This is a genomic window from Pseudodesulfovibrio sp. zrk46, from assembly GCF_012516435.1.
In the GTDB taxonomy this organism is placed as follows: Bacteria; Desulfobacterota; Desulfovibrionia; order Desulfovibrionales; family Desulfovibrionaceae; genus Pseudodesulfovibrio.
On the sequence record NZ_CP051216.1, the window covers coordinates 2,334,144 to 2,351,967 of the forward strand.

9 protein-coding genes are annotated in these 17,824 nt (G+C 53.1%); all 9 read right to left on the reverse strand.

Annotated elements, in window-relative coordinates:
* Positions 1–36: 36 nt before the first annotated feature.
* Positions 37–2,547 (reverse strand): diguanylate cyclase, encoded by a 2,511-nt coding sequence (locus tag HFN16_RS10595; RefSeq protein WP_168890723.1) that lies wholly within the window; start codon positions 2,545–2,547, stop codon positions 37–39.
* Positions 2,548–2,867: 320 nt separating this feature from the next.
* Positions 2,868–7,106 (reverse strand): alpha-glucan family phosphorylase, encoded by a 4,239-nt coding sequence (glgP, locus tag HFN16_RS10600; RefSeq protein WP_168890724.1) that lies wholly within the window; start codon positions 7,104–7,106, stop codon positions 2,868–2,870.
* 14 nt (positions 7,107–7,120) lie between these two features.
* Positions 7,121–8,320 (reverse strand): glycoside hydrolase family 57 protein, encoded by a 1,200-nt coding sequence (locus tag HFN16_RS10605; protein WP_168890725.1) that lies wholly within the window; start codon positions 8,318–8,320, stop codon positions 7,121–7,123.
* Positions 8,317–9,603, reverse strand: coding sequence for a glycosyltransferase family 4 protein (locus HFN16_RS10610; protein WP_168890726.1), 1,287 nt, complete (start codon positions 9,601–9,603; stop codon positions 8,317–8,319). Before HFN16_RS10610 ends, HFN16_RS10605 begins: the two co-directional genes overlap by 4 nt.
* Before the next feature lie 2 nt (positions 9,604–9,605).
* A complete protein-coding gene (locus tag HFN16_RS10615) occupies positions 9,606–11,561 on the reverse strand; it encodes an amylo-alpha-1,6-glucosidase (RefSeq protein WP_168890727.1) in 1,956 nt (651 codons plus the stop codon).
* A gap of 485 nt (positions 11,562–12,046) precedes the next feature.
* Positions 12,047–13,054 carry an ABC transporter substrate-binding protein gene (locus HFN16_RS10620; RefSeq protein ID WP_168890728.1) on the reverse strand — a complete coding sequence of 336 codons (1,008 nt, stop codon included), beginning with the start codon at positions 13,052–13,054 and terminating at the stop codon, positions 12,047–12,049.
* Positions 13,055–13,083: 29 nt separating this feature from the next.
* A complete protein-coding gene (locus HFN16_RS10625; protein ID WP_168890729.1) occupies positions 13,084–13,863 on the reverse strand; it encodes an ABC transporter permease in 780 nt (259 codons plus the stop codon).
* Positions 13,856–15,538: a DUF169 domain-containing protein gene (locus HFN16_RS10630; protein WP_348771085.1), complete on the reverse strand. Its 1,683-nt coding sequence runs from the start codon at positions 15,536–15,538 to the stop codon at positions 13,856–13,858. Before HFN16_RS10630 ends, HFN16_RS10625 begins: the two co-directional genes overlap by 8 nt.
* Before the next feature lie 719 nt (positions 15,539–16,257).
* A complete protein-coding gene (locus HFN16_RS10635) occupies positions 16,258–17,787 on the reverse strand; it encodes a sigma-54-dependent Fis family transcriptional regulator (protein WP_168890731.1) in 1,530 nt (509 codons plus the stop codon).
* Positions 17,788–17,824: the final 37 nt, after the last annotated feature.

Genomic DNA, 17,824 nt, shown 5'->3' on the forward strand with positions numbered 1-17,824 from the left:
GGCTTGTTTTCTGTGGAGTACAAGCTCCAAATTTCTTTAATCTTCCGATGCCCTTTCTACTCGGTTTCGACCGTTCGCCTTAGCTCTATAGAGAGCTGTATCTGCGGCTTTAATGAGTTCTTCCAGCGAACTGAGAGATTCAGAGAATTCCGCTACGCCAAGGCTGACAGTAAAATCAATCTCTTGGCTGTCGGAGATCCTCGCTTTCCCTTGTTCGATAGCTGTCCGAATCTTTTCGGCAACAAGAAGACCTGAATCAAGGTTGGTCTCTGGCAAGGCCACCGCAAACTCCTCACCGCCGATACGTCCAAGAATATCAATCTCTCTCAAATTGTTCGTTGAGATATTGGCAATCTCTTTCAATACGATATCGCCCACGTCGTGACCATATGTGTCGTTGACGGATTTGAACTTGTCGACATCGAACATGACAAACGAGAAGGGGGCCTGATAACGACGACACCGTTCCACTTCATGCTCGGCCATTTCCATGAAATGACGTCGATTGTTGAGACCTGTCAAAGAATCTGTCGTGGCTAACAAGCGCAATTGTTCTTGTGTATTGCGAGATTCCGTTACGTCCCAATTGACGCCAGTCATGTAGGTGGTTTTGTCCTCAATTTCCTGTCGAGTCAGTGCTGCGGCCTTGATGTACCGCACCTCGTTATTGGGGAGGACGATTCTGAACTCACATTCCCAAGTGGTCGCATTCTCCACCGCACTGATGAGTGATCCTTCCGCGTGTTCAAGGTCGTCTGGATGAACCCGGTTTTTCCAAGATTCGAATAATCCACCGAATTCCCCACGCTGTATGTCGTATAGTGAGTACATCTGTTCATCCCAGACAACGGTGTTGTCTGTCACATTCCATTCCCAGACACCAATTTGGCCAGCCTGGGAGGCGAGGCTCAGACGATCCGAGTAGGCTCTCAGTTCCTGCTCGGCGAGTTTTCTTTCTGTGATGTCCCTCAGTGTCCCAACGGCATAGAATTCACCGCTCAGTGCAAATGAGGCGACTGACCGTTCAACAGGGATGAGGCTGCCATCTTTTCTTATGGCCATGAATTCGGAAACAGAGCCAACAACCGGCCCTTGTCCTGTGTGAGCAAAATGTTTCAGGCCTTTCCACGCCATGTCTCTTTCTTCGTCGGGAGCAATCAGGAGGTGGAGCTTTTGGCCCAGGGCTTCTTCCTGAGACCATCCAAACATTTTCTCCGCAGCCAGGCTCCAGAATAAAACCTTGTCTTCAGAGTTGATCATGACCAAAGCGTCGTGGGATGCTTCTGACATGGCACGAAGTTGTTCTTCGTTCGCTTTGGAGGCTTGTTCCGCCAGAACTCGATCGGTAATGTCCAACACTGTCCCGCGGGATATGACCGGGTTGCCTTTGCGGTCACACTGGATGCTGCCACGTTCCTGGACGTGTCGAACAGTTCCGCCTCGCCTGACAATGCGGTGGTCAACGGCGTATCCACCACAGCTTTCCTGACTCTTTTGAAACTCTCCCATTACCATTTCCTGGTCGTCAGGATGCACCACTGAGACAAAGAGGTCCAAAGAGGGCGTCACTTCATCAGGGGCAAGACCAAAGATACGAAACACCTCTTCTGACCACCACAGTTCGTTGTTTTGGTGGTTGAGTTCCCAGCTTCCGAGGTGAGCCATGGATTGGGAGATGCTCAGGTTCTGTTGTGCTTGAGCGATCTGCGCATTTCGCGTTTCTGCTCTGTAAAGGTAGAATCCTGCTACCAAGAAGAGCAGAGCAAGAATACTATGGATTACAAATGAGTAAGGATGCGATGAAGCCCATCCTTCAACGGGTTTTCCTGCTATGACCCAGCTGCCTGCCGGGAAAACTATGCGCATCGTGACCGCTTTTTCATGGGGAGCGAATAATTCTTTTCTCCCGTTGAATACGGCGCCATGTTCTCCCTTGCCGTTTACTCCACGAATTGCAAGTTCGAGGTTTGTGTTGGAAAATCCGGTCCTTTCAAAAAGACGATCAACATCGATAACGGATGATACGATGCCCCAGAGTTTCTTGCTGTTGTTTTCGTAGATAAACACCGGGGCTCTTCCAATGAGGCCCATGCCTCCCTGGACGAGTTTCAACGGGCCGGCCACAACCATTTCTCCGGTTATGGCAACCTGTTTTACTTGATCCCACTGGCTCTCAAGTTCTCGGTAGTTGACGCCCAGAATCGCTTCATTGCCCTCGAGTGGGTAAACGTAGGTCATGATGAAGTTCGGGGCGGCGCCGATGTTTTTCAATAGGTCAGCTTTTTCCAATATCCTTTGGGCATAGTCGGCAAAACTTTTTTCATTCAGATCGGGGGTGACGGAGATGAAGCTGCTTGCTCCCTGAACAACGAGTAAGTTTGAAGTGATCTCTTTTTCCAGCTCTGCCCGAATCGTCGAGAGTCGGAGCGAGACGTCCAAAATCTGATCATTCCTGTACTGCCGTTGGAGTTGATACTGGATGAATACATCGACAGCCAACGCCAACAGGAGAAGTAGCAGTAGATGGATAATCGTCTTTTTGGGCATAGGGTATCTCTGGATAGTGTTAATGATTGCTCTATCAGGCATACCCTATATATCAAAAAAACAGCAAGTAATCCAAGTTATATAGTGCTGCATTGGCTGTGTTCGAGTGTCGTGGCCCAATCATTGCCCTCTACCTCAGGTGGAAATCCACGTTTGAAGAGAGTCGAAAACGGACAACAAAAAAGGGTTTAGCTTGTCAGCTAAACCCTTGATTTTGGTTGAATCGAGGATGATCTTTATATCCCCAAAGAAGTGGCTGTCTGTGTGTGCCGTGAACACATACCAATGACAAGCGTCAGGATTTCAGGGCCATAATGGGATCAACTCCATCGGATGAGTCGGCTTTCGCACTTGCAGACGAGTCCATGATGAACGGGAATAACCCTCACGCCGTAGCGAACAGGACCGGATACATTCGGTGAGTATTCTGCCTTGAATTGCAGGATGGTGCCTTCGGTGTGCTTCAGTTTCATGGGGATGCTGTCCAGAACCTTTTCTTCGTCCGGGGTGGCGGCCACGAACTCGACGAGCAGTTCTTCTTCCTGAAGCTGGCCTTTATCGACTTTTGCGGTGACGGTCAGCTTGCTGCCGAGCTTGAATACATCGCCAATGATGCCATCCACATGGACTTCCTTGATGGTAACCGTGGAAAAACGGCCCGGGATGCGCTTGCGCCATTCTCCGATTTCCTGAGACAGGACGTAGTTGTTTTTGGTGCGGCGGTTGGAGAGTTCTATGGCCGGGAGATACATGTCTTCAATGTAATCGTGAACCATTCGATGCGTGCCGTATTGCCTGAAGGCGGTCTTCATGGATTCCTTCATGCGTGCGACCCATGCGTGGGGAATGCCATTCCCGTCGCGGTCGTAAAACTCGGGAACCACCTTGGTCTCCAATGTCTCATAGAGATTGTCCGCGTCCACGATGTCCTGATTGACCTGGCTCTCATACACCAGCCCACTGCCCACGGCCCAGCCGTTCTTGCCGTCAAAGGCTTCATCCCACCAGCCGTCGAGGATGGAACAGTTGGGCACGCCGTTGACCGCAGCCTTCATGCCGCTGGTGCCGCTGGCTTCCATGAGCCGTGTCGGGTTGTTGAGCCAGACATCCGCACCGGATACAAGCAGGCGCGCCAGTCGTATGTCGAAGCTCTCCAGGAAGATGACTTTGCCAAGGAAGTCGTCCTGCTTGGCAAGGCGACAGATAAGATTGATATATCCGGCACCAATGGTGTCGGCGGGGTGCGACTTGCCTGCGAAGATGATGTTTACCGGCCTGTCTGCGTGACACAGTATCTCCTTGATCCGTTGAAGATTGTGGAAGATCAGGGTGGGGCGTTTGTACGCCGTGCAGCGTCGGGCAAAGCACAGGGAGAGGTGGTCGGCGTGCAGGTTGTCGAGAAACGCATTGAGTCGGTTGGGCGGCTCGCCTTCGCGCTTCCACTGCTTCGTAATGGAGCGGCGCACTTCATCGTAGAGCCGATGCTTGAGCGCAACATGACTCTCCCAGAGGCGCCGGTCGTCGATGTTGTCCAGGCAATTCCAGTCTGTTTCGCCCAGCAGTTCATGATGGACGGCCGTGTTGCAGGTGGTCTCGATGTCGTGGCGGATTCGTTCGTCGAGCCATGAGGTGACGTGCACCCCGTTGGTGACGTGTCCGACCGGCACTTCGCCCAGCAGGAAACCACGCCACAGGTCCATCCACATGCGCCGGGACACGTCGCCGTGCAGCTTGCTGACACCGTTTCTGATGCAGGAGAGTTGAAGGGCGAGTACGGTCATGTTCAAATGGTCGGCCTCTTCGGAGTAGATGTGGCCGAGGTTCCACAAGGCGTCCCAAGGAACACCCATCTCTTCGGCGTAGCCGCGGAAGTAGTTCTCCACGAGATGCCTTTCAAAGCGTTCGTTACCCGCAGGGACAGGTGTGTGCATGGTGAAGACCGTGGACCCGCGCACGATCTCCTTGGCCGTGGCAAAGTCCACCCCGTCGATGAGCATGAGGTGACGAATGCGTTCGAACAGCAGGAAGGCGGAATGGCCTTCGTTGAGATGATAGATCGAGGGCTCGATATTCAGGGCCTTGAGCAGGCGCACGCCACCCACGCCCAGTATTATTTCCTGTTCGATCCGGCCGGTTGAGGACGGTTCATACAACCGCGAGCAAATGTCTCTGTCAGTGCGGGAGTTCTCAACGATATCCGTATCAAGCAGGTAGAGCTTGGCCCGCCCGACATGCACTTCCCATATCTGGGCGAAGACCGTACGTCCCGGCAGGTCCACGGTGACGAGGATCTTCTCTGTCTCGTCGTTTTGCAGCGGGGTGATGGGCATGGTTGCGAAGTCGTTCTGGTGGTATTCCACAACCTGTTCGCCATTGCCGTTGATCTTTTGGTGGAAGTATCCCTGCTTGTACAGCAGTGAGATGCCGACAAACGGCAGGTTCAGGTCACTGGCGGATTTGATGTGGTCGCCCGAGAGAAGACCGAGGCCACCAGAGTAGATGGGGATGGATTCATGCAGGCCGAATTCCATGGAGAAATAGGAGACAGGGTTGTTCCATGTAATCCCTTTGATGTTGGCGTCAGCCTGTTTCGCCATATAGGCATCGAAGCGTTCGAGGACGCTGGAGACCCGTCCCATGAAATCGATATCGCCTGAAAGCTGATTGAGGCGGTCGCGGTCCATGGTGTCGAGGAAAAGGACAGGATTGTGTTCGGATTCCTTCCACTTTTCAGCGTCCATCCATTCAAACAATTCCTGCGTGTCACGGTGCCAAACCCACCAGAGGTTGTTGGCCAGTTCCCGGAGCCGGGCCAGTGCCTGGGGCAGTTCGGTGACGACCATGAATGAGCGCAGCCGTGGATGCGTCGTGTTGACGCCGGTGAAAGATATCTCCTTGCCGGGGGCAGCAGCCATGCGCTGTACTCCCGCTATGCGCTCAGTGCGGATGTCGGCAGCGTTTTTATAGGACTCGACGTAGCGAGGATAGAAGTGTTCCCACGTCGCTTCCTCGGCTATCTTTCTTGCCTCTGCACTGCGATGCGCGCGTTCCTTGTCAGACCATCTGGTGAACTCTCCAAGGAATCGCGTCAGGTTTTCACGTGCCTTGTCATAGTTGTCTTCCAGCCGGTTGATGACCTTGACGCCGGCATGCCCGTCGGGATGCTTCTCCATGACCCACTGGCCGAAACCAGCGCGGTCGGCGGTGACGGTGGGGACTGCAAAGGCCGCGCTCTCCATGGGGGTGTATCCCCATGGCTCGTAAAAGGACGGGAACACCGTCAGGTCCATGCCTGCGAGGGCGTCGTAGTATTCAAGGTTCAGGATGCCGTCACTGCCGTCCAGATACACGGGAATGAAGATGACGCAGCACCGCTTTTCAGGAGAATTGTCCAGTCTCTTTTCCCGGCATTTGTTCACGATGGGATCCTGTTCGGCATTGAACAGCTGGTGGGTCGAAATCCCGGCAAATTTCTCGAGCGTTTTCTCTTCCTTCAGACGTCTTCGCGCTTCGTCACTGAAACCGGCGTAGCCGCATGAGACGAGCAGGAAGGTGACCACGGTAACGTCGTTGTCTGATGCGGCCAGTTGATCATTTACCTCGGCCATGCTGTCGATCAGCAGGTCGATGCCTTTGTTGTGAAATTCGTATCGTCCACTGGTCGCCACCAGCAGAGTCTTTTCAGGGTTGAGCTCGCGGTCAAGAAAGCGTTCGGCGAGATCAATGAGCGCTTTGCGTGCCGTTTCACGCGTCTTTGCCACCGCGCCCGGTTCTGCAAAGCCTTCGAGGTTGAAGCCGTTGACCGTGACCACATCCGGATTGGTGCCGAGGAGGTTGGACGCTTCTCGGCGGGTGATGTTGGAGACCGTGGTGAAGCAGTCCGCTTCCCGGGCTGAAACGGATTCCATGGAGTGCTTGGCCGTGACCCCGAAGAGCTTGGCTTCCTGTGTCGGCTCGATTTCATCCAGCCTGTCGTAGATATCCACTCCGGAGCCGGACATGGCTCGCCCAAGCATGGTGGCATGGGTGGTCATGACCGTGGACACACCGGGAGCATGCTTCTTGAGATACAACACGCCAGCGCCACACATCCATTCATGGAAATGGGCGAAGACATCGGCCAACTCTTCGAGGTCGTCGTGCATCTCCTTGATGGACATGGCAGCCGCGGTGCTGAACAGGACCGGTTCGATGTAGTCCCAGCCTCCGGCCATGGAGTCTACGCCGAAATCGTTCCAGAGCTGAAAGAGGAGCTTGTCATGGGCCGGGATGGCATTCTGGAAACCGATAAGCCATGCCCACGGCTGGCCGGGGATGTCCCAGCGGCCCACTGCAGAATCGATCCCTTTGCTTTTCAGCCGTTCCAGAGTGGGGACGATCTCCTTTGGCGGATCGCACGGTTTGAAGCCGGGGTTGCGGTCGAGAAGCGGCCCGACTGCCACATATCGGCCGTCAAAGGTCTCCATGGCCTGTGCAGCTTTACTACTGATAACGGTGTGGATACCGCCCACCTTGTTGCAGACTTCCCATGAAACTTCGAAGAGCCAGCTGGTTTCCATTTCAAATCTCCTGTTTAGGATGTGGTCCGTTCGTAGCCGACCCTGAGGGCCAGATCATTGAGGGCGTTCATGTATGTGATGAACGCCTGATGCGGGGTGTCGTAGGGATTGAAATACTTGTGAACATCGCCGTCGGAAAACCACTTGGTACACATGTAGTAGAAGTGGTCGCTCGTGAGCATTTCCCGCCATGTGGCGATAATGTCGTCATCTTGAGAGTCGAGGATCCGCTTTTCAAGGGCGTAGGCCAACTCCGCCGCCTGATCCTGCATGGGGTTGCCGAGCCAGGCTGTTACGTCACGTTCAAGGTCTGCCCAGGAGGTGAAGAAAGGTACGTCGAGTTGGGCAAGCGGGTCGAGTCGGCCAGCAGCCTCTGCCGGGGTTTCAAAGGCGAAATCGTGGTGCGAGAGAATGGACCGGGGCAGGCTGCGGAAGAAATTGAAGATACCGGTGTCTTCCCACTGATGCTCGCCGATGGTCTCGTAGTCCATGAACAGGTTGACCACCTCTCCGCTTCCGGCAATGGCGTGTACCCAGTCGGCGAATTTGTCCGTGGTTACGGGCCATTCATCCCATTGTTGATTCGAGAAGCGAAACGCCACGTCATCCGAGAGGCGGTAGTTCTTGAGCAGCGCCTTGAGCTTTGAGCAACCCGCGGGTTGGTACACGAAGTTGGGGGAGCGCCAGCCGAGCACCTGATCCGCGCCTTCGGCCAAAACGACCTTGTAACCCATCTTCTCGATCTCAAGGGCGAGGTCGTTGTTGTAGATGAGTTCCGTGTTGCGGAAGGTTACGGGTTTGGAGCCGAAGAACTCTTCGAGGATTTTTCCGTGCATCTTCACCTGACGACGGAACTCTTCCTTGGAGAAGAGGAAGGCAAGGGAGTGATAGTGTGTCTCACCGATGAACTCCACACAGCCCGTGTCTGCGAGGTCTCGGAATGAGTCGAGAACTTCGGGGCAGAACTCCTGAAATTGCTCCATGGCGACACCGGTGATGGCGTAGGAGATGCGGAAGGCGCCTTTGAATTCATTGATCAGGTCGAGCATCATCCTGTTGGCAGGGAGATAGCACTTCTGCGCCACTTTAAGCAGGATGTCGCGGTTGGCTGCTTCATCCCGGTAGTGGTGTCTTCTTCCCATGTCGAAGAACGTGTACCCCTGATCGAGGCGCATGGGCTGATGCACCTGAAAATAGAAGCAGACGGAGATCATGCCGCACCTCCCATGAGCTGGTTATATACGTGGAGAACGTGTTCGGCGGCGTGCTCCCATTGCACCTTTTTCAGCGTATGGCGGCCGCTGAGCTTGAGCATGGCGGCCCGGTCATCGTTATCGAGAATATCCAGTATTTCATGTGCGAGGCGATCCACGTCCCAGAAGTCGATCTTGACTGCGTTCTCCATTATCTCGGCAACGCCGGACTGCTTGGATACGATGGACGGCACGTCGTAGACCATGGCCTCGAGTGGCGTGATGCCAAACGGCTCGGTGACACTGGGCATGACGTAGAGGTCGCTCATGGCATATATGCGCTCAACGTCCATGCCGCGCACAAAGCCAAGGAAATGGAACTTGTCGGCAATACGCAACTCGGCCATTCGTTCCACCATTCTGGGGAACATGTCTCCGGAACCCGCCATGGCGAACCTGATATTAGGGCTCTTTTCCAGCACTTTGGCAGCGGCCTCTATGAAATAGTCGGGCCCTTTCTGGAATGTGATCCGTCCCAGAAAGAGAACCAGCTTTTCCTTGAAGGGCTTCTCGATGCGCATCTGCTTCAGGCGGCGCTCTTTGGACACCGCGTTGTGCACCACCGTGATCTTGGATGGATCGATGGAATATCGCCTGACGATGGTGTCCTTGGTGAAGTGACTCACGGCGATGATACGGTCCGCGGCCTCAAACCCGGCCCGCTCGATGTCGTACACCCGCTGGTTGACGTGTTCGCCGCTTCGGTCGAATTCAAGGGCATGGGCGTGGACCACCAGAGGCTTGCCCGACGCACGTTTGGCCTCAATCCCGGCCGGGGCGGTCATCCAGTCGTGGGCGTGGATCACGTCGAACTTCTCGTGCCGCGCCATGTGTCCGGCAACAAGGCTGTATCGGACGATCTCGGCCATGAGGTTGTCGCCGTAGCCGCCAGCAAAGTCATTGTCCAACTGGCCCAGAATATCTTCGGCTGAAATCAGCTCATTGCGCTCGAGAAGATGGATGTATTCCTTCTCAGTGAGATAGGGGCGCAAAGGAGACAGTACCTCCAGAACCGAGACGCGCTCCTGCAGTTCAAGGATTTCCCTGATGCCGACACTTGCACGGACACGATTGGCGCCTAGAAGGCTCAAGTGTCCTGCCTCTTCATTGGAGTCGAGTCGGGGAAGTACGAACAGTATGTCGGTCCCGTGGTGTGCCAGCCCCTTTGTCAGGCCAAGACAGGCCGTACCGAGGCCACCGGATATGTATGGAGGGAATTCCCATCCGAACATGAGTACCCGCATGGTTATTTGCCCCCCAGAATCTTGTTCAGGCGAATCGCTTCGGCAACGCTCCATGCCTGTGCGATGGTCCCCTTGGGGAGATGCGGATGATTGCCGGTATACAACTCGGGAACGGATGCAATGCCGAACTCTTCCGGGAACGACCGCAGGATAGGCTTGAAGTATTTGCACAGGAAGGCCTTGGTGCCGCTCTTGTCCTCAGCCTGTCGGAGCAATGCCTCGCCGAAGTGTCCGGCCAGCCATGGCCAGACCATGCCCTGATGGTACGCCGAATCGCGCTCGTCGGAATCCCCTCGATAGAATGGTGAGTAGAGTGGGCTCCTCGGGGAGAGCGTGCGCAGGCCATAAGGCGTCAACAGATGAGATTGGATCGTACTGATGACCGCCCGCATCTGCTCGATATTCAGCATGGTGTGCGGCATGGACACAGCAAAGATCTGATTCGGTCTGATGCTGTGATCCTGACCGTGGCCGTTGACCACGTCGCTCAGGCAGTTGTCCTTTTGGTTCCAGAACTGGTCGATGAAATTGCCAGCCAATGTGTCGGCAGCGTGCCGGGCACGGGGGTAAAGCTCGTCCTTTTCGGGTAGTAACTCCATGAGGAAGCAGAGGGCGTTATACCACATGGCGTTGATTTCCACCGCTGCCCCGTGTCTGGGAGTGACGGGCCCGCCGTACGCCTGCGCATCCATCCATGTGAGCTGGGTGTGCTCGTTTCCGGCATAGAGAAGGCCGTTTTCACCAATGCCGCAGAGCGGAACGCGTCCATCGAGGTGCGCCGTGACAATGCTCCTAAGGGCCGGGAGGATGTGATCCAATACGAATTGCTTGCTCCCCTTGGCTTTCAGGTATTCCTGCACCGCCCAGAAAAACCACAGAGAGGCATCCACGGAGTTGTAGGCCAGGTGGTCTGAGCGTTGGTCGAGATAGTTGGGGAGAAGGCCGTCTCTTTCGAGCTTGGCATAGGCTGCAAGGACCTCCTCACCGAACTCCCGTCGTCCTGCATGAAAGGTCAGACCGGGAAGGGCGATCATGGTGTCCCGCCCCCATTCGCCGAACCAGTGGTATCCTGCCACCACAGAGGCGAAATCCGAAGCGTTTCGGATGAGGAACTGGTCCGAGAAATATTTGAGCCAACGGACACTCTTGCTTCTGTCCTTGCAGGCTGCGAATGCTTCTTCGCGTCGTTCCACTTCCTTCTTTCTCAGCCGTTCAAGGTTGCCGAGAGGTTCGGTGGAAGCAGCGAAGATAATGGGCTTGCCCTTTCTGAGTGTCGTCTCAAACATGCCGGGGCAGAACAGGTCTTCCTGATAGTCAAAGCCCCTGTCTCGCTCCATGAGGTGCTCCACGTTCAGGGACCACTTGGGGCCGGGGAAAAACTCCGAGTTTCTGTTGGTGGCCATGTAGAGTGGGGGCATGCCCTCGTACGGCTGGATTTTTCGTCCGTTCTTCTCCGGATACGACTTGGGACGAAGGAACATGTTCTCCCGGGTCAGGGTGTGGATGTCCCGATAGGCCAGTAAGGGGCGGATACGGAGGAGGGGTTTTACTTTGCCTTCCAAAAGCTCATAGCAAAGCAGGGTGGTGTTCTTGCCGCGTACCATCATCATGGACTTGCGGATGACTGCGTCACCTATCCGATATGTAATGGACGGATACAGGCCTTGCTCAAACTCCTCCACAAACTGATGACCTGTGGGGTGGTAAACCCCCGGATACTTGTTGGTGGAAAGGTTGAATTCGAGGTCTTCATGAACCAGCGACGCTTCCACTTTCGAAAGCAGTACGAATTTGCCTCGCGGTTCCTTGAGGGAAGCGATGAGAAGTCCATGGTACTTTCGCGTGTGGCAGTTGATGACCGTGCTTGATGCATAGCCACCTATGCCGTTGGTATCGAGCCATTCTCTTCGAGTTGCCGTCTCGGTGTTGACGCACTCTTCCCTAGGAATATGAATCATGATTCACCACCATTTAGAGTAAGAAAACAACGTAGAAATGCGCAAGAGAAAGGAATTCTCTATGATTGCTATAGAAAGGAAAACATCCCCTATTGCAAGTGAAAAGTGCAACGGGGATGTTATAATTTTGCGACGGTTCGATTTGGGGAAAATTCTCGGCTTAGAAGAGGGAAAGGCAAGGTGTTATAATACAGAGTACTTTTAGCATGGTATGCACAGAATTGTTGTCGAGGATGCTATCCATATTCGACAATTTGTAGGGCCAAAATAAACCTGACAATTGCCCCACCCAACGTGACCAAGAGTAATGAAAACAACAAAAAAAGGGTCTAGCTTTACACTAGACCCTTGATTTCGTTTGGAGCCGGAAATCGGAGTTGAAGCGACGAACCGCTGAGCTGTCCTGCAAAACGGGTTTCGTTTGTACGTTGGGGGGAAGGGGCATACTGCCCATCCCAATTCTCAATAATGTATTGTTTTGATTGCTAGTGGATGTTTGCTTTGGCTTTTTCCATGAAGGAATTGTCCACAGTTTCATTCATTGGGATTGGGGCCCGAAGTACGCCGTTGGCTACGCAGAAATCGATGACCGCCCTGTAGCCTTCCTCGGTGTAGATGCCGTCTGTTGACCAGACTTTTCGCAGGACGCTGATGAGACCTGCATCGATATTGCGGCCAGGGAACATCGGGGCAACGGCTTTAGCTATTTCCGCATCGGTGTGGGAGAGCTGCCAGAGGATGCCCTTATATACCGCATTGGAAAAAGCCTGTACGATTTCGGGGTGTTCTTTGATGTAGTCGTCACGCACCTGTACGGACATGGCCTGGTATTTCTCCGAGCCATACACTTCCTTGTGTTTCGCTGGGTTGGTAGCGTCGAGGATGATGCGGCCACCCATTTCTTGTATCTGTTTGAAGCGAGTGGCGCGTACGTACGCACCATCGATCTGGCCTCTGTTGATGGCCACCAGTTCTGCACCGTATTCGAGGCTGGCAAACGTGACTTCCTTGTCCGGGTCTACCCCTGCGTTGCGCAGGATGGTCTTGACGAAAAAGTAGGGTGCGGAGCCGGGCATGCCTGCAAAGACGACTTTGCCCTTGAAGTCGGCTGCGCTGGTCAGTTCGGGGCGGCTGACAAAAGTATAGGGTTGGCTGTCCAGAGTCGTCATGATGACTTTGCTGGACTGTCCTTTTTCGTGGGCCATAAGTACCGGCTCGAAACCGATGATACAGAATTCTGCGTCGCCGTTCAGGAGTCCCATGAGGGCCAGCGGACCATCCTTGTAGGTGATAAATTCGGGGGCCAGCCCTTCTTCTTCAAAAAAACCAAGAGTCTGAGCCAGGTGAACCGGCAGCCAGCCTTCGCTACGGGCGCACTCAGCAAAAACAACTTTGGTCAGTTTCTTGTTGGCTTGTGCGCCGGTTGCAAATCCGATCATGATCACCATGGTCAGCATAGCGACCAGACAGACCTGAATACTTCTCCTCAACATTGTTTTCCTCCGGTAAAGATTATGTGTTGTTAGAAATTATCCGGCCGCCAACGCAGCAGCCTTTTTTCGCACATGCGAAGTCCTTTGTTCAGAACAAGGCCGATGAGCAGCAGCGCCAGGATACAGGACATGACGCGCTCGATCTGATAGGTGGTGGTGGCGTATTGAATCATCCACCCCAACCCTGCGCTGGCTCCCATGTATTCGCCGACGATTGCCCCAATGAGGGACGCGCCGATGCCCCCACGGATTCCGGTCAGAACCCAGGGGACGCATGAAGGTAGCGTGACCTTGAAAAATATTTGATGCCGGTTGGCGCCCATAAGCTGCACCGTGGCGATGATGTCAGGGTTAATGTTGCGAATGCCGGAATAGGTGCTGAAAAAGACGAGGTAGAAGACGAGAAGCGCGGACAGGAATATCTTGGATTCCATTCCAAGGCCGAACCAGAGAATGAATATGGGTGCCAGTGCAAGCTTGGGGATGCCGTATAGAGCTGTGATGATAGGTTCAAACAGGTCGGCGAGACGTTTCGTCTTGCCGAGGGCTACCCCACAAATGATGCCGGCGATGGTTCCGAAAAAGAGACCGAAGAGCGCTTCCTGAAGGGTGGTGAGCAAATGGGGAAGTATGTCTCCGCTTGTCACGAAGTGGTAGAAATCCGAGGCGATGACCGTGGGCTGGCTTGCGTAAAAGGTGTTGATGAATTTTGTCCGCGTGGCGACTTCCCATATGACGAGAAGTGCTGACACCATGCCCAGGATATAGAGCCTGTTCCGCAGGTCGTCATTGAGGCGAAAGTTAGGCATGTTCTCCCCCTTGGGATTCGTTGAGAACCTCGGCGCTGAGGTCCTGCCAGATGCGTTTGTGGATGGAAACGAATTCATCGGTAAACTTGCTTTCGACCACCGAACGGGGGCGGGGCAGAGGGATGTCGTACTCAGCCTTGATTGTGGCAGGCCTGCCGGAAAAGAGAATGACTCGGTCGGATAAGGTGATAGCTTCCCCCAGGTCGTGGGTAACCATGACGATGGTCTTTTTGTGTTCGAGCCAGAGCGTGAGAATGTCCTGCTCCAGGGCATCACGGGTCTGTACATCGAGGCCCACGAACGGCTCGTCCATGAAAATGACGTCCGGATCGTAGGCCAGGGCGCGGATGACCGATGCTCGCTGTTTCATGCCACCGGATAGTTCGAAGGGGTAGCTGTTGGCGAATTCGAGCAGTCCGACCTGTTCCATGAGTCTGTCGGCGGTCCTGTGGCGTTCCCTTGTTGGCACCTTGCGGATTTCCAGTCCCAATTCCACATTCTTGCGGACTGTGCGCCAAGGGAGCAGGGTGTCCGCCTGCGAGATGAATCCAAGGTTCAGTCCGTTTTGCGGTCTGCTGCCGGGCAGGGAAATGGTGCCAGAGTCAGGCGCATATCGTCCTGCCATGAGATTGAGCAGGGTGCTTTTTCCGCATCCGCTGGGGCCGACAAAGGTCAGGAACTCCTGCTCATGGACTTCAAGGGAGACCGTATCAAGCACCTTGATGGAGGAACCGGATTGCTGGGTGTGGCTTTTGGAAACAGAGTGAACCTTGATGGCTATACGTTGTGATTTTGGTGTCGGATCGGGGTTGGGGGAAGGGGGAAGCGAAGAGTCGGGGACAGTTTTTTTCGGTGATTGGTAGTAGGCCGTTCCTTTTGTGATGCCCAGATCAAATCCCATGGCTTGGGCCCGGTCGATGATGATGTCCTTGTTTGCATCCGATTCAGCCGCATTGATCGTTTTTAGTACGCCGTCAGTTATTGAGGCCAGTGACGCGGCGGGTATGCCCACTCCGAGTTCGTTGTCATCCCAGGCGCTGATGTACCGGGTGTTGGAGCAGAGGAGTGACACGTTGGGCTCGCCTGTCAGATACGGGTGTACCGTCAGTTCCGCACAGAGTCCCTGCTGCCCCATACTTCGCATGGAGTCGATGGGGCCGTTTTCATGAATGTACCCTTGAACAAGGCGCATCGATTGATTTGGGTTGCATATGGCGATGACTACATGAGGCGCATGGGAGCAGTCGGACAAAGGCTCCATGGACACGCCGTGGATTTGCCTGTCCATTATGCTGACGACGGCGGAGGTCTTTCGGGCGCATTCCAAGTCCTTGTAGAGGCCAAGTGACATGTATCTTTGGCCGGATCGAAACTCCTCGTTGACAGGCTCGAGGCCGAGCGCTCGCTTAGCGCCGGGGCAGGAAATCTCCTCGAATCCTGCCTTTCTGGAAAGGCCGCTACTGGCCATTCTGACGAGTGAACAATATGTAAGGGGTTTCCGGGTAAGATTGGCGTCACTTTGTTCGAACGAATCCCGGGAAAAATGGAAGGTGACGCCTACGAGTTGTCTGGTCAGTCCTAGGCTGCAACTCAGCTGTTTATCGAGTACTTGAAGGCCTGTTTCGTTCGGGGAGTGGTGCATGGAAATACCTACACAGAGGGTTGAATGGGCCATGTCCGTCGTCTGTAGTGTCACAATTTCTGCGAGACGGATTGGTGCGGTTTCTTGGTAATGTTGTTAAATCTAAAATATTAAAAACACTATATTTTATTAACTTTTGAATTTAGCAATAGTCCAATTTAAAAAACTGATTTTATCTATAGTATAAATAGAAACTATCTATATATAGATTGATGTGAACACGGAACTCTCGTTTTGAGGCAAGTACTATAATCCCATCATGGAATGTGAATATTCTTATCCAATTAGGGTATTCCCTTGTCTTCAATTTGTATCAGCACACACCAAGGCACAAAAAAAGCGCTTACGATAATCGTAAGCGCTTGATTCCGTTGAAGCCAAAGAGACTACTAATAAAATGCTCAATATATTCTATTTCTACCCCATAGGGAGTGTTTTTTATGAGGCATCTTAATAAGAAAAGCCTCACATTGCGGTAACGCATTGTGAGGCTAGACTATTCCGTGGAGCCGGAAATCGGAGTTGAACCGACGACCTACTGGTTACGAAGAGTTTTAAATTATTTACTCTTTATTACAGGTGGTTAGCTTTTTTTGAGGAGTGGGCTGAGTGCCCTCATAAGGGCCGTATTTGTTTAAAAAATAATAATAAGCCCGTAGTTGATGTGATGGCCTTTCATAATACAATAATGCTTGCTTGTAGCTCTATATGTCGCCTTCATCTGAGCCCTTCAATATCTCTCCGTACCTGTGTTAGGTGGCCTTCTTGCCAAACGGTATTTGGAGCTTTCGCATTTTATTTCGCAGGGTGCTTGGATTGACTCCAAGGATGTCTGCTGCGCCATCAGGGCCGCTCACTTTCCCATTGGTTTGAGATAATATTTTCCTGATATGAGTGGATACAACGGTATCTAGGCTACGGGGCTCTTTCGATGTGTAAGAAGCCCCGTTGGTTGTGGGCATACCAATCATGAATTCTTCAAAAGACAATGGGCCAGTTGGGTTCAGAATTAGTGCGCGCTCGACTATGTTCTCCAACTCTCTGACATTGCCTGGCCAGTGGTACTCTAGCAGGTAATTGATTGCCCCAGGCTTCAAAGTTGGGATTGTGGAGAGTTTCAAATCCTTGGATTTCTGATTAATGAAATGTTGGACTAGTGCAGGGATGTCAGTCTTCCGCTCACGGAGTGGCGGAACCATGAGTGGGAATACATTGAGACGGAACCACAGATCCTCCCGAAAGAGATTTTCTTTGATCATTTCTTCCAAGTTTCTGTGTGTGGCAGCGATTATTCGGATATCTAGCGGGATGGATTTAACGCCTCCTACGCGTTCTATTTCCCGATTTTGAATTACTGACAGCAGACGAACTTGGGCCTGCAATGGCAGTTCTCCGATTTCATCAAGGAATATGGTGCCACCATTTGCTCTTTCAAAGCGTCCACGCTTCTGGGCAAGTGCGCCTGTGAATGCTCCTTTTTCATGACCGAACAGTTCGCTGTCTATCAACGTATCGGGGATGGCCCCGCAGTTGACGGATATGAACGGCCCCTTGCTGCGGGATGACGCAGAATGAATGTAGTGGGCCAAGACATCCTTACCGGTTCCTGTTTCGCCAAGAAGCAAAACCGGACTGTCCAGAGAAGCTACTTGCTGTGCGCGCATCATCACTTGCTTTAATCCGAAGTTGGCTCCAACGATTTCGTCACCGGACAATCGACGCAATTCTCCCTGAAGATAGCGGTTGTCGTCTGTAAGCAAGTCTTTGAGCTTAATGACTTCTCTATGCTTCATGGCGTTCGACAGGGCAATGGCAAATGGTTCTCGTACAGAGGCGAGTTGCTCTTTATGGTCTTCGGTTAATCTCTTTTCGCCTTGTGATATAACGACAAGCGAACCTAGCATTTGAGGATCGGATTCGAGGATCAGAACGACTACTGATGTCGCCTTCATGTCATGGAAGTTGAGGAGTTCGTCTGCAACTTTCTCTGAGTGCGGATCCTCTAACAGGAACGCCTTGGGGCCCTCATACAGAGTCTCCTTAGCTTCTGCCTGAGCTTCTTTGGAAAGAGGTGTCAGTGTGTCTACTGCTTCTCCACCAGCTTCAGTCGCCATAGCGAGAGTGCGCATCGAACCATAGTAGTTGTCCACATGTTCAAGAACCAGGACGTCTACAGGCATTACATCCCGAAGAAATGTAAACGTCGAAAATAATGCTTCTTCGATTTTGAGACTTCCACATATTCTCAGAGTGACTTCTCGAAAGAATGTATTCCTGTCCATTACGTTAAGTCCTTTTGAGGGTTATATTACTAGGGGT